General features: G+C 40.6%; 15 protein-coding genes. 14 read left to right on the forward strand and 1 reads right to left on the reverse strand.

Features of this window, described 5'->3' with window-relative positions; all coding sequences use genetic code 11:
- Positions 1–61: 61 nt before the first annotated feature.
- The 8 genes from AC504W_RS05405 (at position 62) to hypB (ending at position 7,910) form a co-directional block, all read left to right on the forward strand.
- Entirely contained in the window at positions 62–1,255 is a 1,194-nt protein-coding gene (locus tag AC504W_RS05405) for an NHL repeat-containing protein (RefSeq protein WP_494876667.1), read from the forward strand.
- Entirely contained in the window at positions 1,245–3,665 is a 2,421-nt protein-coding gene (hypF, locus tag AC504W_RS05410; protein WP_494876669.1) for a carbamoyltransferase HypF, read from the forward strand. The genes AC504W_RS05405 and hypF overlap by 11 nt, the downstream gene beginning before the upstream one ends.
- A 59-nt stretch (positions 3,666–3,724) precedes the next feature.
- On the forward strand, positions 3,725–3,970 hold the full coding sequence (locus AC504W_RS05415) for a HypC/HybG/HupF family hydrogenase formation chaperone (protein ID WP_096583246.1): 246 nt from the start codon (positions 3,725–3,727) through the stop codon (positions 3,968–3,970).
- A 78-nt stretch (positions 3,971–4,048) separates the two neighbouring features.
- Positions 4,049–5,200, forward strand: a complete 1,152-nt coding sequence (gene hypD / locus AC504W_RS05420; protein WP_494876671.1) for a hydrogenase formation protein HypD — start codon at positions 4,049–4,051, stop codon at positions 5,198–5,200.
- Positions 5,201–5,265: 65 nt separating this feature from the next.
- Complete coding sequence (locus AC504W_RS05425; RefSeq protein ID WP_494876673.1) at positions 5,266–5,481, forward strand: tautomerase family protein; 216 nt, start codon at positions 5,266–5,268, stop codon at positions 5,479–5,481.
- Positions 5,482–5,587: 106 nt separating this feature from the next.
- Complete coding sequence (gene hypE / locus AC504W_RS05430; RefSeq protein ID WP_494876674.1) at positions 5,588–6,691, forward strand: hydrogenase expression/formation protein HypE; 1,104 nt, start codon at positions 5,588–5,590, stop codon at positions 6,689–6,691.
- A 50-nt stretch (positions 6,692–6,741) separates the two neighbouring features.
- A complete protein-coding gene (hypA, locus tag AC504W_RS05435; RefSeq protein ID WP_494876675.1) occupies positions 6,742–7,083 on the forward strand; it encodes a hydrogenase maturation nickel metallochaperone HypA in 342 nt (113 codons plus the stop codon).
- Positions 7,074–7,910, forward strand: coding sequence for a hydrogenase nickel incorporation protein HypB (hypB, locus tag AC504W_RS05440; RefSeq protein WP_494876676.1), 837 nt, complete (start codon positions 7,074–7,076; stop codon positions 7,908–7,910). Before hypA ends, hypB begins: the two co-directional genes overlap by 10 nt.
- A gap of 251 nt (positions 7,911–8,161) precedes the next feature.
- On the opposite strand, the gene AC504W_RS05445 is transcribed toward hypB, so the two are convergent.
- Positions 8,162–9,751, reverse strand: coding sequence for a helix-turn-helix domain-containing protein (locus AC504W_RS05445; RefSeq protein WP_494876677.1), 1,590 nt, complete (start codon positions 9,749–9,751; stop codon positions 8,162–8,164).
- An 886-nt stretch (positions 9,752–10,637) separates the two neighbouring features.
- Between AC504W_RS05445 and fdxB the strand changes: the two genes are divergently transcribed.
- From fdxB to AC504W_RS05475, 6 genes are all read left to right on the forward strand, one after another.
- A complete protein-coding gene (fdxB, locus tag AC504W_RS05450) occupies positions 10,638–10,931 on the forward strand; it encodes a ferredoxin III, nif-specific (RefSeq protein ID WP_096583230.1) in 294 nt (97 codons plus the stop codon).
- Between the two features lie 530 nt (positions 10,932–11,461).
- Positions 11,462–12,439 (forward strand): cytochrome c oxidase subunit II, encoded by a 978-nt coding sequence (locus AC504W_RS05455; RefSeq protein ID WP_096583228.1) that lies wholly within the window; start codon positions 11,462–11,464, stop codon positions 12,437–12,439.
- A 112-nt stretch (positions 12,440–12,551) separates the two neighbouring features.
- The gene (ctaD, locus tag AC504W_RS05460; protein WP_494876679.1) at positions 12,552–14,237 is read left to right on the forward strand and encodes a cytochrome c oxidase subunit I; all 1,686 of its coding nucleotides are present in this window, start codon (positions 12,552–12,554) and stop codon (positions 14,235–14,237) included.
- 132 nt (positions 14,238–14,369) lie between these two features.
- A complete protein-coding gene (locus tag AC504W_RS05465) occupies positions 14,370–14,960 on the forward strand; it encodes a cytochrome c oxidase subunit 3 (protein ID WP_096583224.1) in 591 nt (196 codons plus the stop codon).
- Positions 14,961–15,135: 175 nt separating this feature from the next.
- On the forward strand, positions 15,136–15,621 hold the full coding sequence (locus AC504W_RS05470; protein ID WP_494876680.1) for a hypothetical protein: 486 nt from the start codon (positions 15,136–15,138) through the stop codon (positions 15,619–15,621).
- 43 nt (positions 15,622–15,664) lie between these two features.
- Complete coding sequence (locus AC504W_RS05475) at positions 15,665–15,883, forward strand: hypothetical protein (protein WP_494876681.1); 219 nt, start codon at positions 15,665–15,667, stop codon at positions 15,881–15,883.
- Positions 15,884–15,888 lie beyond the last annotated feature (5 nt).

Here is a 15,888-nt window from a genome sequence, read left to right on the forward strand (position 1 = left end):
GTCGATACACGCCGATGTCCGCCGATGATTTTAAATAAACATTAACGTTCATCTGCGGTTGATGTCTATTTCTCACAGTAGTAATTCTGTAGCAAGTTTATCTAATTTACCTTTATCACCCAATGGTGCTGAGGTGATTTTAGGTACTACTCTTGAACCGCAACAATTAGCTATACCCATAGCACCTAGTCCGATAACAATGTTTGGCCCCCGTAGTGCTTGTTTAATATCAGAAACCGGGCCATTGTGGGTGTCAGATACAGGACATCATCGTTTATTAGGATGGCGCAATTTACCCACAGAAGATAATCAACCTGCTGACTGGGTAATTGGACAACCAGACTTTTATTACGAAGGACAAAATGCCAAAGGTACGCCAGGAAGGACAACGGTTAGCGTCCCGACGGGAATTTGTGTCTGTGGAACAGGGTTAGCTGTAGCTGATGCTTGGAATCATCGAATTTTGATTTGGAAAAATTTACCAGAAGATAGCAATGTTCCGGCAGATTTAGTGTTAGGACAAGCTAATTTTGTTGACAATGAACCAAATCGAGGTAGTCAGCAAGCAGATGCAAATACAATGCACTGGCCTTATGGTGTTTTTTATTATCAAGGAAAGCTATTTGTTGCCGATACAGGTAATAGAAGGCTGTTAATTTGGCGGGAGTTTCCCAGAGAAAATGGGCAGCCTGCTGATATAGTTCTGGGACAACCAGATATGATTTCTCGTAATGAAAATGGCGGTGCTTCGGCAACGGCAGCGAGTATGCGTTGGTGTCACGATATTGCTATTTGGAATAATAATTTAGTTGTTGCTGATGCTGGTAATCATCGGGTAATGATTTGGCAGGGTATACCAACAGAAAATAATGCCCCTTGTACGGTGGTATTAGGGCAAAAAAGCTTTGATTTTGTGGAGATGAATCAAGGAATTTATTTGCCGAGTGCAAGTAGTTTAAGTATGCCTTATGGGGTGGCAACAACTGAAGAATGGTTGCTAGTGGCGGATACAGCTAATTCGCGGTTGCTAGGATGGAAGCAGCCAGAATCTATATTATCATTGCAAGGTGCGATCGCTTCTGCAATCATTGGACAAAACAGCTATGAAAGCAAAAGCGAAAACCGCAATTATGGACTTCCGACGCGAGATAGTTTGAATTGGCCTTATGGGGTGAAAATTTGCGGAAATACGGCGGTAATTGCTGACTCTGGAAATAACCGAATTTTGCTATGGCGGTTTAACTATGGCGAGTGAAGAAATCAGAGTTAAGGGTACTGTTCAAGGGGTAGGGTTTCGTCCAACTGTTTATCGGCTGGCTAAAGCTTGCGGCTTGCGAGGGGATGTTTGTAACGACGGAGAAGGTGTGTTAATTCGCGCCTCTGGAAGTGAGGTAGCAATAGCAGAATTTGTTGCTAGGTTACAACAAGAATGTCCACCGTTAGCCAGAATTCAGGAATTAATCAGAACCTCTTGTACAGAAGAGTATCACTTTAATGATTTTGTGATTTCCCAGAGTGTCAGCAACAAAATCAAAACTGAAATCACTCCTGATGCGGCTACTTGTCCCCAATGTCAAAAAGAAGTCTTTGACCCCTTTAGTCGGTTTTACCGTTACCCTTTTACTAACTGTACTCATTGCGGCTCCCGTCTGAGTATTATTCGCGCCATTCCTTATGACAGATGTAATACCAGTATGTCTGCGTTTGTTATGTGTCCCGAATGTGCAGAGGAATACCATGATGTCGAAAATCGCAGATTTCACGCCCAACCTACAGCTTGCCATACTTGCGGCCCCTCTGCTTGGTTAGAACGTGCTGATGCTAAACCTGTTACTGCTTCTATGTTTTCGATGATGGATGATGTGGATGCAGTTTGTACATTGTTGCAAAAGGGTGAGATTGTAGCAATTAAGGGGATAGGTGGATTTCATTTAGCTTGTGATGCGACAAATGAAGCGGCTGTGCAGAAGCTACGTCAGCGTAAGCGTCGTTATGATAAGCCTTTTGCTTTGATGGCGAGGGATTTAGCTGTAATTGAGGAATATTGTATAGTCAGTGGGAAAGAGAAGGAGTTATTAGTTAGTGCTGCTGCGCCAGTTGTTTTGTTGCGGAAGAAAGAAGAAACGAACCGCAAAGGACGCAGAGGGCGCGAAGGAAGAAGAGTTCTAGAGGGTTTTGGTAGAAATTATAAGGGATATTGTATAGCAGAATCTGTTGCACCTGGGCAAAATACTCTCGGATTCATGTTACCTTATACGCCTTTGCATCATTTAATTTTGCGGCGGATGAATCGACCAATTGTGTTAACAAGTGGAAATATTTCAGATGAACCGCAGTGTATTGATAATGATGAGGCGCGAGAAAAGCTAGGGAAGATTGCTGATTATTTTATTTTACATAATCGAGATATTATCAACCGTGTCGATGATTCGGTAGTGCGGGTTGTTGATGATAAATTACAAATACTTCGCCGTGCTAGAGGATACGCACCTACACCAATTAATTTACCAGCAGGATTTGATAAAGTACCGTCAATTTTAGCAATGGGTAGTGAGTTAAAAAATACCTTTTGCTTGTTGCGTGATGGCGAGGCAATTTTATCGCAACATTTAGGTGATTTAGAAAATGCGGCGGCGTTTAATGCCTATCAAGATACACTGAATTTATATTTGAACTTATTTGAGCATAAACCAGAAGCGATCGCAATTGATAAACACCCAGAATATCTATCTAGCAAACTTGGTAAAGAACTCGCATCTGCAAATCACATTCCTCTGCATCAAATTCAACATCATCACGCCCACATCGCTGCTTGCATGGCAGAAAATGGCATTCCTTTAAATACATCACCTGTGTTAGGTATTGCCTTTGATGGTTTGGGCTACGGCGAAGATAGCAAACTTTGGGGCGGAGAATTTCTCTTAGCTGATTACCGTAAATTTCAGCGATTAGCGACATTTAAACCAGTTGCAATGATTGGTGGTGAACAAGCAATTTATCAACCTTGGCGTAACACCTACGCCCACTTGATATCAGCTAATCTTTGGGATAAATGCCAACAACAATATACTGATTTGGCAATATTAAAATTTCTAGCGCAAAAGCCTATAACCTTACTAAATCAGGCTATAGAAAAAGGCATTAACTCGCCGCCAGCTTCATCAGTAGGGCGATTATTTGATGCTGTAGCAGCCGCTATTGGTATTTGTACAGCAGAATGTAGTTATGAAGGACAAGCTGCGATCGCCTTAGAAAACCTAGTAGATGTTAACATCTTAAATAATAATGAAGAAACCCTAATTTATCCTTTTAATTTAAGCTTTTCCGATAATATTTATTGTATAGACTACGCACCAATGTGGACAGCTTTACTCAGTGATTTGCAGCAACACATTCCTCAATCAGTTATAGCTGCTAAATTTCACAAGAGTTTAGCTAATGCTGGAGTCAATATGGTTAAGCTTCTGTGTCAAGAATATCAAATTTCTCAAGTAGTTCTCACAGGAGGAGTATTTCAAAATACTATATTATTTCAGTTGGTTACTCAACAGTTACAAGAATTAAACATTAACGTACTAACTCACAGCTTAGTTCCTGCTAACGACGGTGGTGTATCGTTAGGGCAAGCCATCATTACAGCCGCAAAATTAATTACAAATTCTTAATCTCTTCTTCTCTGCGTCCTTTGCGCCTTGGCGGTTCGTTCTTATAAAGGAAAATAAAAATGTGCTTAGGAATTCCCGGACAAATTGTTGAAATCAGCGATAGTCAAAAAAAATTAGCCATTGTTAACGTTGCTGGTGTGAAGCGTCAAGTTAACATTGCTTGCATCGTTGATGAACAACATCCCCCCGAAGCTTGTTTAGGAGATTGGGTATTAGTTCACGTTGGTTTTGCGATGAATAGAATTAATGAGGAAGAAGCGGCGGAGACTTTAAAGTTATTAGAAGAAATTGCGGCGATGAGTTAGAGAGTTTTAACGCAGAGGGGTGCAAAGGTAAACGCTGAGTTACACAGAGTTTTTATTGAGAACTATCCTTTAGATTTTATGAAATACGTTGATGAATTTCGGAAACCGGAGAAGGCTGAAGCTTTACGCAGAGAAATTGAAAAAATTAGCCAGCAGCTAGATAAACATATCAAAATTATGGAAGTATGCGGCGGACATACTCACTCTATTTTTAAATATGGTATTGAAGAAATATTGCCGAATAATATTGAACTGATACACGGGCCTGGTTGTCCAGTATGTGTGATGCCAAAAGGGAGGTTAGATGATGCGATCGCTATCTCCCAATATCCTAACGTTATTTTGGCAACCTTTGGCGACACTATGCGCGTTCCGGGTTCTAAAGACAGCCTGCTGCAAGCCAAAGCCAAAGGCGCAGATATCCGCATGGTGTACTCGCCCTTAGATAGCTTAGAAATCGCTAAAAATAACCCCGATAAAGAAGTAGTCTTCTTCGCCCTCGGCTTTGAAACTACAGTCCCCAGCACTGCTTTTACCATTCTCCAAGCAGACGCAGAAAACATACGTAACTTTAGTATGTTTTGTAATCATGTATTAGTTATTCCCGCCCTCAAAGCCTTATTAGATAACCCTGACTTACAACTAGATGGATTTGTTGGGCCGGGTCATGTCAGTATGGTCATAGGTACTGACCCATATCAATTTATTGCCCAACAATATCATAAGCCAATTGTCGTTTCTGGCTTTGAACCATTAGATATTCTCCAGTCAGTTTGGATGCTATTAAAACAGTTAGTAGAAAATCGTTGTGAAGTCGAAAACCAATATAACAGACTTGTCGAAAAAGCTGGGAATCAAATAGCAATTAAAGCCATGAATAAAGTTTTTGCTGTGCGCGAAACTTTTGAATGGCGTGGTTTAGGTGAACTACCTTATTCCGGCTTAAAAATTCGGACTGAATATAGCCAATTTGATGCGGAAGTAAAATTTACCATACCTAATCAAAAAGTAGCAGATCATAAAGCTTGTAAATGTGGCGAAATCCTTAAAGGAGTTTTAAAACCTTGGGAATGTAAAGTATTTGGTACAGCTTGCACACCAGAAACACCGATAGGTACTTGCATGGTTTCTTCGGAAGGTGCTTGTGCAGCTTATTACAAATACGGACGCTTTTCTAATTTTAATCAGAAAAAGTTATCTGAAAAACAAACAGCAACCCTAACTTCATAACCTAAGATTAAAGTAAGCAATCCGAACGCTACAAGACAACAATTTTAGGATTGGAGTAGAAAATCATGCCTTTCGTTACAGTTAAAATTGCCCGTGGTCACTCCATCGAAAAAAAACGGCATCTAGTCGAAGCTATTACTAACGCCCTAGTCACATCTTTAGATACTAAACCAGAATGGATAACCATTCACATTGATGAATTCGAGCGTGAAAATTGGTCTGTTAATGGTATTTTACACTGCGATCGCCATCGCGGTAGACATGACGAAACAGGCAGATAAAACTAGTTAAAAATTGTAGGGTGCGTTACGCTATGGCTAACGCACCTCCTACAAAATTAATCAGGATCATTACATCTATATCATAAATTATTTTAATCAATTTAATATGGATTCATCATCATCAAACCAATTACAAAATTCTCTGTTTCATAAAATTGAACAAGTCCGTCGTCGCCAACCTAAAATTCGAGATACTCACATAACTCTCGCACATGGTAGCGGCGGTAAAGCCATGCGTGATTTAATTGATGATGTCTTTGTTCGTAGCTTTGATAATCCTATACTTTCTCAATTAGAAGACCAAGCCAGTTTTAATTTAGCTAATCTTTTACATCAGGGAGATAGACTAGCATTTACCACAGATTCTTATGTTGTAGACCCTTTATTTTTCCCTGGTAGCGATATTGGGGAATTAGCAATTAATGGCACAATTAATGATTTAGCAGTTAGTGGTGCAAAACCTTTATATCTCACCTGTAGCGTAATTTTAGAAGAAGGATTACCTGTAGAAACCTTACGCCGCGTAGTAGCAAGTATGCAAGCCACAGCTAAAAATGCAGGCGTGCAAATTGTCACAGGCGACACCAAAGTAGTTCATCGTGGTGCTGCTGATAAATTATTTATTAACACTGCTGGTATTGGTGTAATTCCCACAGGCGTAAATATTTCAGCACATAATATTCAACCAGGAGATGCCATTATTATTAACGGCGAATTAGGCAATCATGGCACAGCAATTTTAATCGCCCGTGGTGAATTAGCCTTAGAAACTGATATTACAAGTGATTGCCAACCCTTACATAGTTTAGTAGAAACCATCCTCAATGCTTGCCCTGAAATTCATGCAATGCGGGATGCCACACGCGGCGGTTTAGCTACAGTATTAAATGAATTTGCCCTGACATCTAATGTTGGTATTCGCCTTCATGAAGATACTCTTCCTATTAGAGAAGAAGTCAAAGGAGTATGCGAAATTTTAGGTTTAGACCCATTGTACCTAGCTAACGAAGGTAAATTAGTTGTAGTAGTAAAACGGGAGAACGCCGACAAAGTTTTATCAGCAATGAAAACTCATCCGGCGGGCAAAGATGCTTGTATAGTTGGCGAAGTCATCGCCTCACCCCCAGGCGTTGTATTCCTCAAAACTGCCTTTGGTGCTGAACGAATTGTAGATATGCTAGTCGGCGAACAACTACCAAGAATTTGTTAATCAATATTCTTATCTTTGCGCTCTTTGCGTCTTTGCGCGAAACAAAAACCATGCACGAACTAGGAATAACCCAAAATATAGTAGCCATAGTCACCGAACACGCCAAAGGCATGAAAGTGCAAAAAGTAGTGTTAGAAATCGGTAAACTTTCAGCCATTATGCCTGAAGCTATCAAATTTTGTTTTGATATTTGCTCTAAAGGCACACTTTTAGAAAATTCTATATTAGAGATTATCGAAATTCCAGGATTAGCAAAATGCCGCCAATGCGGTGCGGAAATTGCTCTGGAAAAACCTTTTGGAGTTTGCACTTGTGGTAGTGTGCAACTTGATTTAATAAATGGTGAAGAACTCAAAATTAAAGAAATAGAAATAGAGGAAATATGTGTGTAACTTGCGGTTGTTCTGATGATGCTGAGGGTAAAATTACAAATCTCCAAACAGGTGAAGTTAATCACCACCACGAACATCATACCCACACTTTACCAGATGGGACTGTGATTACCCATTCCCATCATCACGATGAAGCACCACAAATTCATGCCAAAATTCACGGCACAACTATATCTTTAGAACAAGATATCTTAGCAAAAAATAACTTATTAGCAGCCCAAAATCGGGGATGGTTTAAGGGTCGAAATATTCTCGCCTTAAATTTAATGAGTTCTCCTGGTGCGGGAAAAACAACATTATTAACTCGTACTATTAATGATTTAAAGCAGCAATTACCAATTAGTGTAATTGAAGGCGACCAAGAAACAACTAACGATGCTCAAAAAATTAAGGAAACAGGCTGTAAAGTTGTGCAAATTAACACAGGTACAGGCTGTCATTTAGATGCGTCGATGATAGAAAGAGGTTTACAACAACTCAACCCACCACTAAATTCTGTGGTGATGATTGAGAATGTAGGTAATTTGGTTTGTCCGGCTTTATTTGATTTGGGAGAACACCTCAAAGTTGTGATTTTGTCTGTCACCGAGGGAGAAGATAAGCCGATAAAATATCCCCATATGTTCCGCGCTAGTGAGATGATGATTCTCACCAAAGTTGATTTATTGCCTTACGTGCAGTTTGATGTGGAATGTTGTATTGAATATGCTAAACAAGTGAACCCGCATATTCAGGTGTTTCAAGTGTCGGCAATGACGGGTGAGGGTTTAGATAGTTGGTATAAGTGGTTGACGGAAAAGGTAGAGAGTTTGTCTATATCAGTATAAATTTTATTTCACGGAGAAGAGGGTAAGAGCTATTTCACCGTTAGGCTGACTGAATTTTGAACGAACCGCAAAGAACGCAAAGGACACAAAGGAAGAAATTAGTAACATACCTTTTAAAGTGTTAGTGTTAATTTGCGAGCTTTTCTTTGCGTCTTTGCGCCTTTGCGTGAGGCAATTCATCCTTGGCCGCAACACCAAACATAAAAACACAGATGCACATTGTCACCTGTGTTTATTTATATATCTCTGCGTTAAGCGAGATTCAGCACTTTGCGTAACAGTGCTTGGTCTTCTATTTTGGCTTTGAGGCGGCCATTTTCGACATCTCGAATCCAGCTTTGGCTTTTTCCGGTGAGTTTGGCTAACTCTCTTTGGGAAAGATTTAAATTTTTGCGGGCTTCTAAAATCTGTTCGCCAATTAAATCGCCTGTAATTCTGACTCGTTTTCTGTTTTTGATAGTGCGTCGTTGCTTTTTTTCAGAATCAGAGATTTGCTGTTCCCATTCTGGTGGGAGTTCAAATGACAAAATCCGCGCATTCATCAGCAGGTTCCATTTTCCGCGAGGGCCGGAATCTGTCAAGCGAGTTTCGCCACCACCATCGTTAATCCAAAATTCTAAGGCTTCGTCTGGATCTTCGGGAATGCCCATTAACTTCGCCCATAATGGTTGAATTTCTGGCGGGTAAGTTACTGGATCAAACATGGGTTTGATTCCCAAATGATTCAGCACTTCTAAATCACTTTCAAATGTCCGCAGTAGTCGTTTGCGTTCTTCTCGCTGTCTGGAGGCTAAAGTAACTTTTTCCTCGCCGTATGCGATGCGTAACAAGGTAGGAACTGTGATGCGTTGTTCTCTACCCATCTTAGTTTTAAAGAGTAACCACAGCATGAGTCTAACTGCACCTTCGTGTTGCTGCCAAATACTCATGACGGTAGTTAACAAGGTTTTTGGCAAACTACCATATTGATAAAAGGCGGTGCGCTCTTTACAGGCTTGTTTGTTTAAGAAATACTGCGCCCAGACTCCGGCTTTAATTTTGAAGGTTAGCCCGACTAGGTATTTACAGCCTATGTCGTCTTCTTGGAAGTGGTGTTGAATATGGACTAAGTGCCACAAGCGAGATTTGGTAACTGAAAATCCTTTGACGCGGCCTTGTTGTGGCCAGTCGATGGAAATCAGCAGGGAACAAGCTTGTTGGACAAGATTTTTCATTAAGGTGAGTTTGGCGGTTTTACTTAGGTCTTTACGTTTTTCTAGCCCCAAGTATTTCTCTATTTGCCGTTCATCTAGCGAAAATTCTTGCTCCCAAGGTTGTTCTAAGGTTGTTGCGTAGGCAGCAAATATCAGATGGAGACAAGCCGCGCGGATATCCATTGTCTCCAGTGCTTCTAGGTTAGTGATTAAATCACTGACATTAAAAGGATCTTGGATGTGAAAGGCGATCGCACCTTTGCCTTGGCTGACTTGTCGGCTGTAACATAGATATCCTTCTGCGTCTTGTTCCCAATTTAAGGAGGTGCGTTGAGCCAATAAATTACACGCTTCCCAAATTGCGATCGCCGAAGCAAAAGGGTTATTCTTCCCATTAGAAAATAAGTCCTGACTGGTAGCGTCTCGCGGTTCGACTTTGCATCTACCCTTTTTCGCTTGCCAGGGTATGGGAGAATTTGTGGGGCAAGCAATTACACACTGAGGTTCAGGATAAAAGCCCTCACAATTGTTACACAGACAAGGATCAATCCAATATTCATCGTCTTCTAACTGAATCGCACCCGTAGGACATTGGGGACGGCAGTTATCACATCCAACGCAACTGTTGTTAGGAATTGTATACGGCATAAAACTTCTTCCCACCTAATCGTTGAGATGTTTGGCTCAAGTCTCCCCCTGGATGTGTCCTGTTTATTCATTACTCACAACCACATTAATTACCTAGCAAGAAGTAGATTTTCTTGCGTCATCATTGCCCACATCCATATTCAGACTTCGCATCCAATTGGAGGCTATGTCAGGCTTTTAAGCCGAGCCGAATATTAGTTCGTCATTAACTATAAATTTCATAAATATTTAGATGATTTTGTTCATCATGAGCCTAGGAAATTTTCTTAAGCTTTCATGTTTTTTAATTCTTTATCTTTGATGTTTACCGGAAAAACTTAACCCAAGGTTTCTTGCAGAATATTTATACACAGAATGATTTATAAGAATAGAGTTTATTAATAATTTTAATATTTAATATTAAGCTAACTGCTGCTATAAAAGTTACATTTTTACTTGAGATGCTCTAATTCCCTTATACTCTCATATTTCGAGCATTTTTATTACTAATTAACAATACTTTGATAATACAAATCAAAAATATATTTATGTAACTGAATAACATATATTTTGTATAGTCAATTACTGTCTATTGAAACCTGCAAAATAATTTCATTATTAATAGATGTGCTAATAGCATTTTTAGTAATTTATTTAGCTTAATATGTCTGGCTTAAACCCACACTTTTTCAAGAAATAGGGGATATTGTTTTTTACAAATATCAAAATTTTATTGCTATAAAATCTCATTTATTAATCAAATTAAAATTAAAAAGTAGGATAAAAGTCATCAAACTTTAATGAAAGAAAAATTAATCGTTTGACAACAAAACAAAACAATTAGATTAAGTTAGTATGAAATTAAGTACAAACAATTTAGATAGGCAGAATCGCCGAAGGTTTATTCATGGCAGCACTAACAGGATTGACATTTGGAGGTAAAACCTGGACACCCAAATTTGCCCAGGAAATTGACAAAGATAAATGTATCGGCTGTGGCAGATGTATTAAAGTGTGTGGGTATAGCGTGCTGGATTTAAAAGCACTCAATGAAGAAGGCGAATTTGTCGAAGATGAAGAAGATGATGAAATCGAGCGCAAAGTAATGGTAGTTGCTAACCCAGATAACTGCATTGGTTGTGAAGCTTGCGCCCGAATTTGTCCTAAAAACTGCTACACCCACGCAGCATTAAACAACTAAATATTTGGCGACTGTAAAGAGTTGTTGTTTTGATTAGGGGGTACAAAGCAAGGTAACTAGAGGGGAATTAATACTTTACTAGAACTGAGTAAAAAGTTCATAGTAAACAAATGCGTAAATTCAAAATTGTTAATTATTAACTAAATCATACTTGCTGCTAATTTTACTGTTCAATATGAGAACTAACAGTACCCTCTAAAAATAACTAATTTTTGTAGAACTAGAAGGTACTCTTGTTGTAGTCGTGAGAAATATTTTTAAATTTTTGGGGGAAGGATCTGAAGAGATCTGGAAAATTCCCCCAAATTTTATAGGATCTAAGATACAAAGTTAATAAGTAGAACTCAAAAGTCAAAAATCAAAGACTAGAAAATTTTGATGATGAGCTTTTGTGCGGTTTTAGATAATGGGGTTGTTGATGCCACTGAAGTATAAAAGATGAAGCCTCAAGGATAACATTTCATACTTCATACTAGCCTACGGCAAGCCACCAAAGGGTGTCTACACACTTCATACTTACAGGATCTTTTATGCAACAAATTCCTGTTTCACTATGGACGCTAGTTGCTGGCATAGTAGTTACAGCGGCTAGTGTTTGGATTGGTCACAATCACACGCTATTACCAGAACAAGCATCACTACAAGCACCTTTGGTAGACGGATTTTTCAATATCATGTTTACCATTGCGATCGCATTGTTTCTGGTCGTAGAAGGAACAATTCTCGTTTTTTTAGTCAAGTATCGTCGTCGTCGCGGTGATGATACTGATGGTATACCTGTAGAAGGGAATGTTCCCTTAGAAATTTTTTGGACAGCCATCCCATCAGTGATTGTCATTGGTTTAGGCATCTATAGCGTAGATGTTTTTAACCAGATGGGAGGTTTTGAGCCAGGAAATCATCCTCATTCTGTGGCTCATGTTGCTCACGCTTCGGGAACTGCGATGGCGGCTACCCTCAATGATACGCCAGCCGAAGCAACCTCAGCCCCCAGCATTGGGATTGGTGCGAAAAACAGCGACAGCAAACCCGCTGACTTGGTAGTGAACGTCAAAGGGATACAGTTTGCTTGGATATTCGACTATCCCAACAGTGGCGTTACCACTGGTGAATTGCACGTTCCTATTGGTGCTGATGTGCAGTTGAATTTGTCTGCACAGGATGTAATTCATTCTTTTTGGGTTCCTCAATTCCGCTTGAAGCAAGACGCGTTACCGGGTATCCCCACTGAATTGCGATTCACCGCCACCAAAACCGGGACATATCCTGTGGTGTGCGCGGAACTATGCGGTGGTTATCATGGTTCCATGCGATCGCAAGTCATTGTCCACACACCAGAAGAATACGATCGCTGGTTGACCGAAAGCAAACTCGCTCAAACACAAGATTTACAGCAAGCTGTTGCAGTTAATCCCGCCGACTTATCCCCTGCTGAATTTCTTGCACCCCACATCCACAATATGGGTGTAAGTGCAGCAAGTATCCAGTCAATAGTCAAAGGTCAATAGTCAATAGTCAACAGTCAATGGTCAATAGCAATTAGTAACTCACAAATGACCAACGACAAATGACCAATGACCAATGACAAATGACCAATGACAAATGACCAAAAACTAATTTATGACACAAGTAGAATTTCCCCCCAACACGCCACCAGAGAAGAACTCATCCCCCAAAACGGTAGCTAGTCACGCCTCACATCCCCAGGCGTGGAAATGGTATGACTACTTCACCTTCAACGTAGACCATAAGGTCATCGGGATTCAATATTTAGTCACAGCGTTTTTGTTCTACCTCATCGGTGGATTGATGGCTGTTGCTATCCGCGTCGAACTCGCCACGCCAGATGCAGATGTACTAGATCCCAATCTGTATAACGCCTTCATGACCAACCACGGAACAATCATGATTTTCTTATGGATTGTTCCCAGTGCCATTGGGGGATTTGGTAACTACCTAATTCCGTTGATGGTTGGTGCGAGGGATATGGCATTCCCCAAGCTGAATGCAGTCGCCTTTTGGTTAAACCCACCCGCAGGATTATTACTGTTAGCCAGTTTCTTCTTCGGTGGTTCCCAATCTGGTTGGACAGCTTACCCACCTCTAAGTTTAGTGACAGCGCCAATTGCCCAATCTTTATGGATTTTGGCGATTGTTTTAGTGGGAACTTCTTCTATTTTGGGTTCCCTCAACTTTGTCGTCACCATCTTGATGATGAAAATCCCTAGCTTGAAATGGGATCAACTACCCTTATTTTGCTGGGCAATTTTAGCCACCTCCGTACTAGCACTTCTCTCTACACCTGTGTTAGCTGCGGGTTTGGTGCTGCTATTATTTGACATCAACTTCGGCACATCATTCTTTAAACCAGATGCAGGCGGTAACGTTGTTATTTACCAACACTTATTCTGGTTCTATTCGCACCCGGCAGTATATCTGATGATTCTGCCCATCTTCGGCATTATGTCCGAAGTCATCCCCGTTCATGCCCGTAAGCCCATTTTCGGATATAAAGCGATCGCATATTCCAGCGTGGCAATCTGCGTTGTCGGTTTATTTGTCTGGGTACACCACATGTTTACCAGTGGTACACCCGGCTGGATGCGGATTTTCTTCACCATTTCCACCCTCATCGTTGCTGTTCCCACTGGCGTAAAAATATTTGCCTGGGTTGCTACCCTTTGGGGTGGTAAGATTCGCTTCACCAGCGCCATGTTATTTGCGATCGGCTTGTTGTCGATGTTTGTCATGGGTGGTTTAAGCGGCGTAACAATGGGTACAGCCCCTTTTGATGTTCACGTCCATGATACCTACTATGTAGTTGGACACTTCCACTACGTCTTATTTGGCGGTTCTGTCTTTGGTATCTACGCCGGTATATATCACTGGTTCCCCAAAATGACCGGACACAAGCTAAACGAAGGCTGGGGACGCGTTCACTTTGCCCTTACCTTCATCGGCACTAACCTTACCTTCTTACCCATGCACGAATTGGGCTTACAAGGTATGCCCCGACGAGTCGCAATGTATGACCCCCAATTCATTAGCTTGAATCAAGTTTGTACCATTGGCGCATTCATCTTAGGCTTATCAGTCATCCCCTTTGCCCTGAATATTCTGTGGAGTTGGAGTAAAGGAGAAGTCGCAGGCGATAATCCTTGGCGGGCTTTAACCTTGGAATGGACAACCAGTTCACCCCCCATCATTGAGAACTGGGAAGTCTTACCAGTAGCCACCCACGGCCCCTACGACTACGGTCATAACGTAGAAATAGCACCAACAGGCACACCAGAAGTGAGTGCTTAGTTAAAACCTAACCCCCCAACCCCCTTCCCTACGAGGGAAGGGGGAGTCATGAAAGATTCCCCTCTCCTCGCAGGAGAGGGGTTAGGGGAGAGGTCAAATCTCACCCTTGTTAAAAATTCAGCCAGTAAAAATATGACAGTCGCCACACCCAGCGAACATCACACCGAAGAACATCATCCAGATTTGCGAGTTCCGGGATTATTAACCTTCCTCATTTCCGAATCCCTGATGTTCGGCGGATTCTTTGCTACTTACTTGTTCTTTCGGGGAACCACAGCAGTCTGGCCGCCAGAAGGAACAGAAGTAGAATTACTCGTACCCACAATCAATACCATCATTCTAGTATCTAGCAGTTTCGTTATTCACTTTGGTGATGTAGCGATTAAAAAGAATGATCTTGCCGGAATGCAACGGTGGTACAAAATTACCGCCATCATGGGCGCAATTTTCTTATTAGGTCAAGTTTATGAGTACATGACCTTGGGATATGGCATGACAGCCAACGTCTTCGCCAACTGCTTTTATTTGATGACAGGCTTCCACGGTTTGCACGTTTTTGTGGGACTGTTATTAATTTTAGGAGTATTGAAGCGATCGCAGCGTCCTGGCCATTATTCTGCCACCAAACACACCGGCATCGAAATGGCAGAAATTTACTGGCACTTCGTAGACATCATTTGGATTGTTCTTTTTTCTTTGTTATACATTCTCAATCAGTTTTAAAGATTGAGTAAGGGAGGCAAAAAGCAGTGTGGATGTTCCTCCTGCTTTATTGCCGTTTTGTTACGGCACAAAGTAATTCAATGTAAAAGAAATAATTATTTTGCCGTAACGCACCATTTATTTTGATGCGTTACTCTGTGCTTTCTTCATACTTTACACTTCATACTTCAGATGTATGCAAATCGATACCAATAGATTTTCTTGGTTTCAAGTACCAGAAAATGTCAAAAAATTACTAATCTTAGCCGCAGATACTTGGCATAATAATTCTGAGTCTGAGAAATATATGCAACAAGCTATCACTGAAGCTGGAGATAACCCAGACATTTTAGTTTCAGCTTATAGATATTTTTACTACAAAAATAATTATGTTCTCGCCTTGCAAACAACAACCAAATTATTAGATAAAATTAAAAAAGCAGAAAATTTTCCTGAAAATTGGGAACAGCTAAAACCCATACTTATAAATCGGAGGGAAGAAAGTCAAATCAGGTTGTACTTAAATGTCTACTCTGCTACTGGTTTGGTTTTGGCTAAATTAGGAAACATAGAACAAGCTAAAGAAATCAGCATCAGGGTTCAAGAAATTGACCCCAAAAATGATTACGGCGCTGGTATCCTCTTGGATATTTTGACACGTCCAGCCGAGGAAGAAGATTAAATAGTCAATAGTCAAGAGTTATTTGACAATTGACTCTTGACTATTGACTAATGACCAATATTTACCAACACTCAAAGGTCAACATTTACAAACCATGATGAACAATTTTTCTTTTTCTCGCACCTTTTCTACATTTAACCTGCCAGAAAATCCCCTTCCCAACACTGTTCCCTTATCCCCTATTAGTCTTCCTGAAACTAATTCTCCTTGGTATGCAGCACCAGTAATTGTCATGCCCTCAACTTCTCTATTTAGATTTTAAAAGTT

Source organism: Nostoc sp. C96, assembly GCF_059384975.1.

Excerpts from the sequence above, each read along its gene's own strand:
- hypD (WP_494876671.1), top strand. The coding sequence starts at position 4,049 with ATGAAATACGTTGATGAATTTCGGAAACCGGAGAAGGCTGAAGCTTTA.
- AC504W_RS05425 (WP_494876673.1), top strand. The coding sequence starts at position 5,266 with ATGCCTTTCGTTACAGTTAAAATTGCCCGTGGTCACTCCATCGAAAAA.
- fdxB (WP_096583230.1), top strand. The coding sequence starts at position 10,638 with ATGGCAGCACTAACAGGATTGACATTTGGAGGTAAAACCTGGACACCC.
- AC504W_RS05405 (WP_494876667.1), top strand. The coding sequence starts at position 62 with ATGTCTATTTCTCACAGTAGTAATTCTGTAGCAAGTTTATCTAATTTA.
- AC504W_RS05455 (WP_096583228.1), top strand. The coding sequence starts at position 11,462 with ATGCAACAAATTCCTGTTTCACTATGGACGCTAGTTGCTGGCATAGTA.
- hypE (WP_494876674.1), top strand. The coding sequence starts at position 5,588 with ATGGATTCATCATCATCAAACCAATTACAAAATTCTCTGTTTCATAAA.
- AC504W_RS05415 (WP_096583246.1), top strand. The coding sequence starts at position 3,725 with ATGTGCTTAGGAATTCCCGGACAAATTGTTGAAATCAGCGATAGTCAA.
- hypF (WP_494876669.1), top strand. The coding sequence starts at position 1,245 with ATGGCGAGTGAAGAAATCAGAGTTAAGGGTACTGTTCAAGGGGTAGGG.
- hypB (WP_494876676.1), top strand. The coding sequence starts at position 7,074 with ATGTGTGTAACTTGCGGTTGTTCTGATGATGCTGAGGGTAAAATTACA.
- hypA (WP_494876675.1), top strand. The coding sequence starts at position 6,742 with ATGCACGAACTAGGAATAACCCAAAATATAGTAGCCATAGTCACCGAA.
- AC504W_RS05470 (WP_494876680.1), top strand. The coding sequence starts at position 15,136 with ATGCAAATCGATACCAATAGATTTTCTTGGTTTCAAGTACCAGAAAAT.
- AC504W_RS05465 (WP_096583224.1), top strand. The coding sequence starts at position 14,370 with ATGACAGTCGCCACACCCAGCGAACATCACACCGAAGAACATCATCCA.
- ctaD (WP_494876679.1), top strand. The coding sequence starts at position 12,552 with ATGACACAAGTAGAATTTCCCCCCAACACGCCACCAGAGAAGAACTCA.
- AC504W_RS05445 (WP_494876677.1), bottom strand. The coding sequence starts at position 9,751 with ATGCCGTATACAATTCCTAACAACAGTTGCGTTGGATGTGATAACTGC.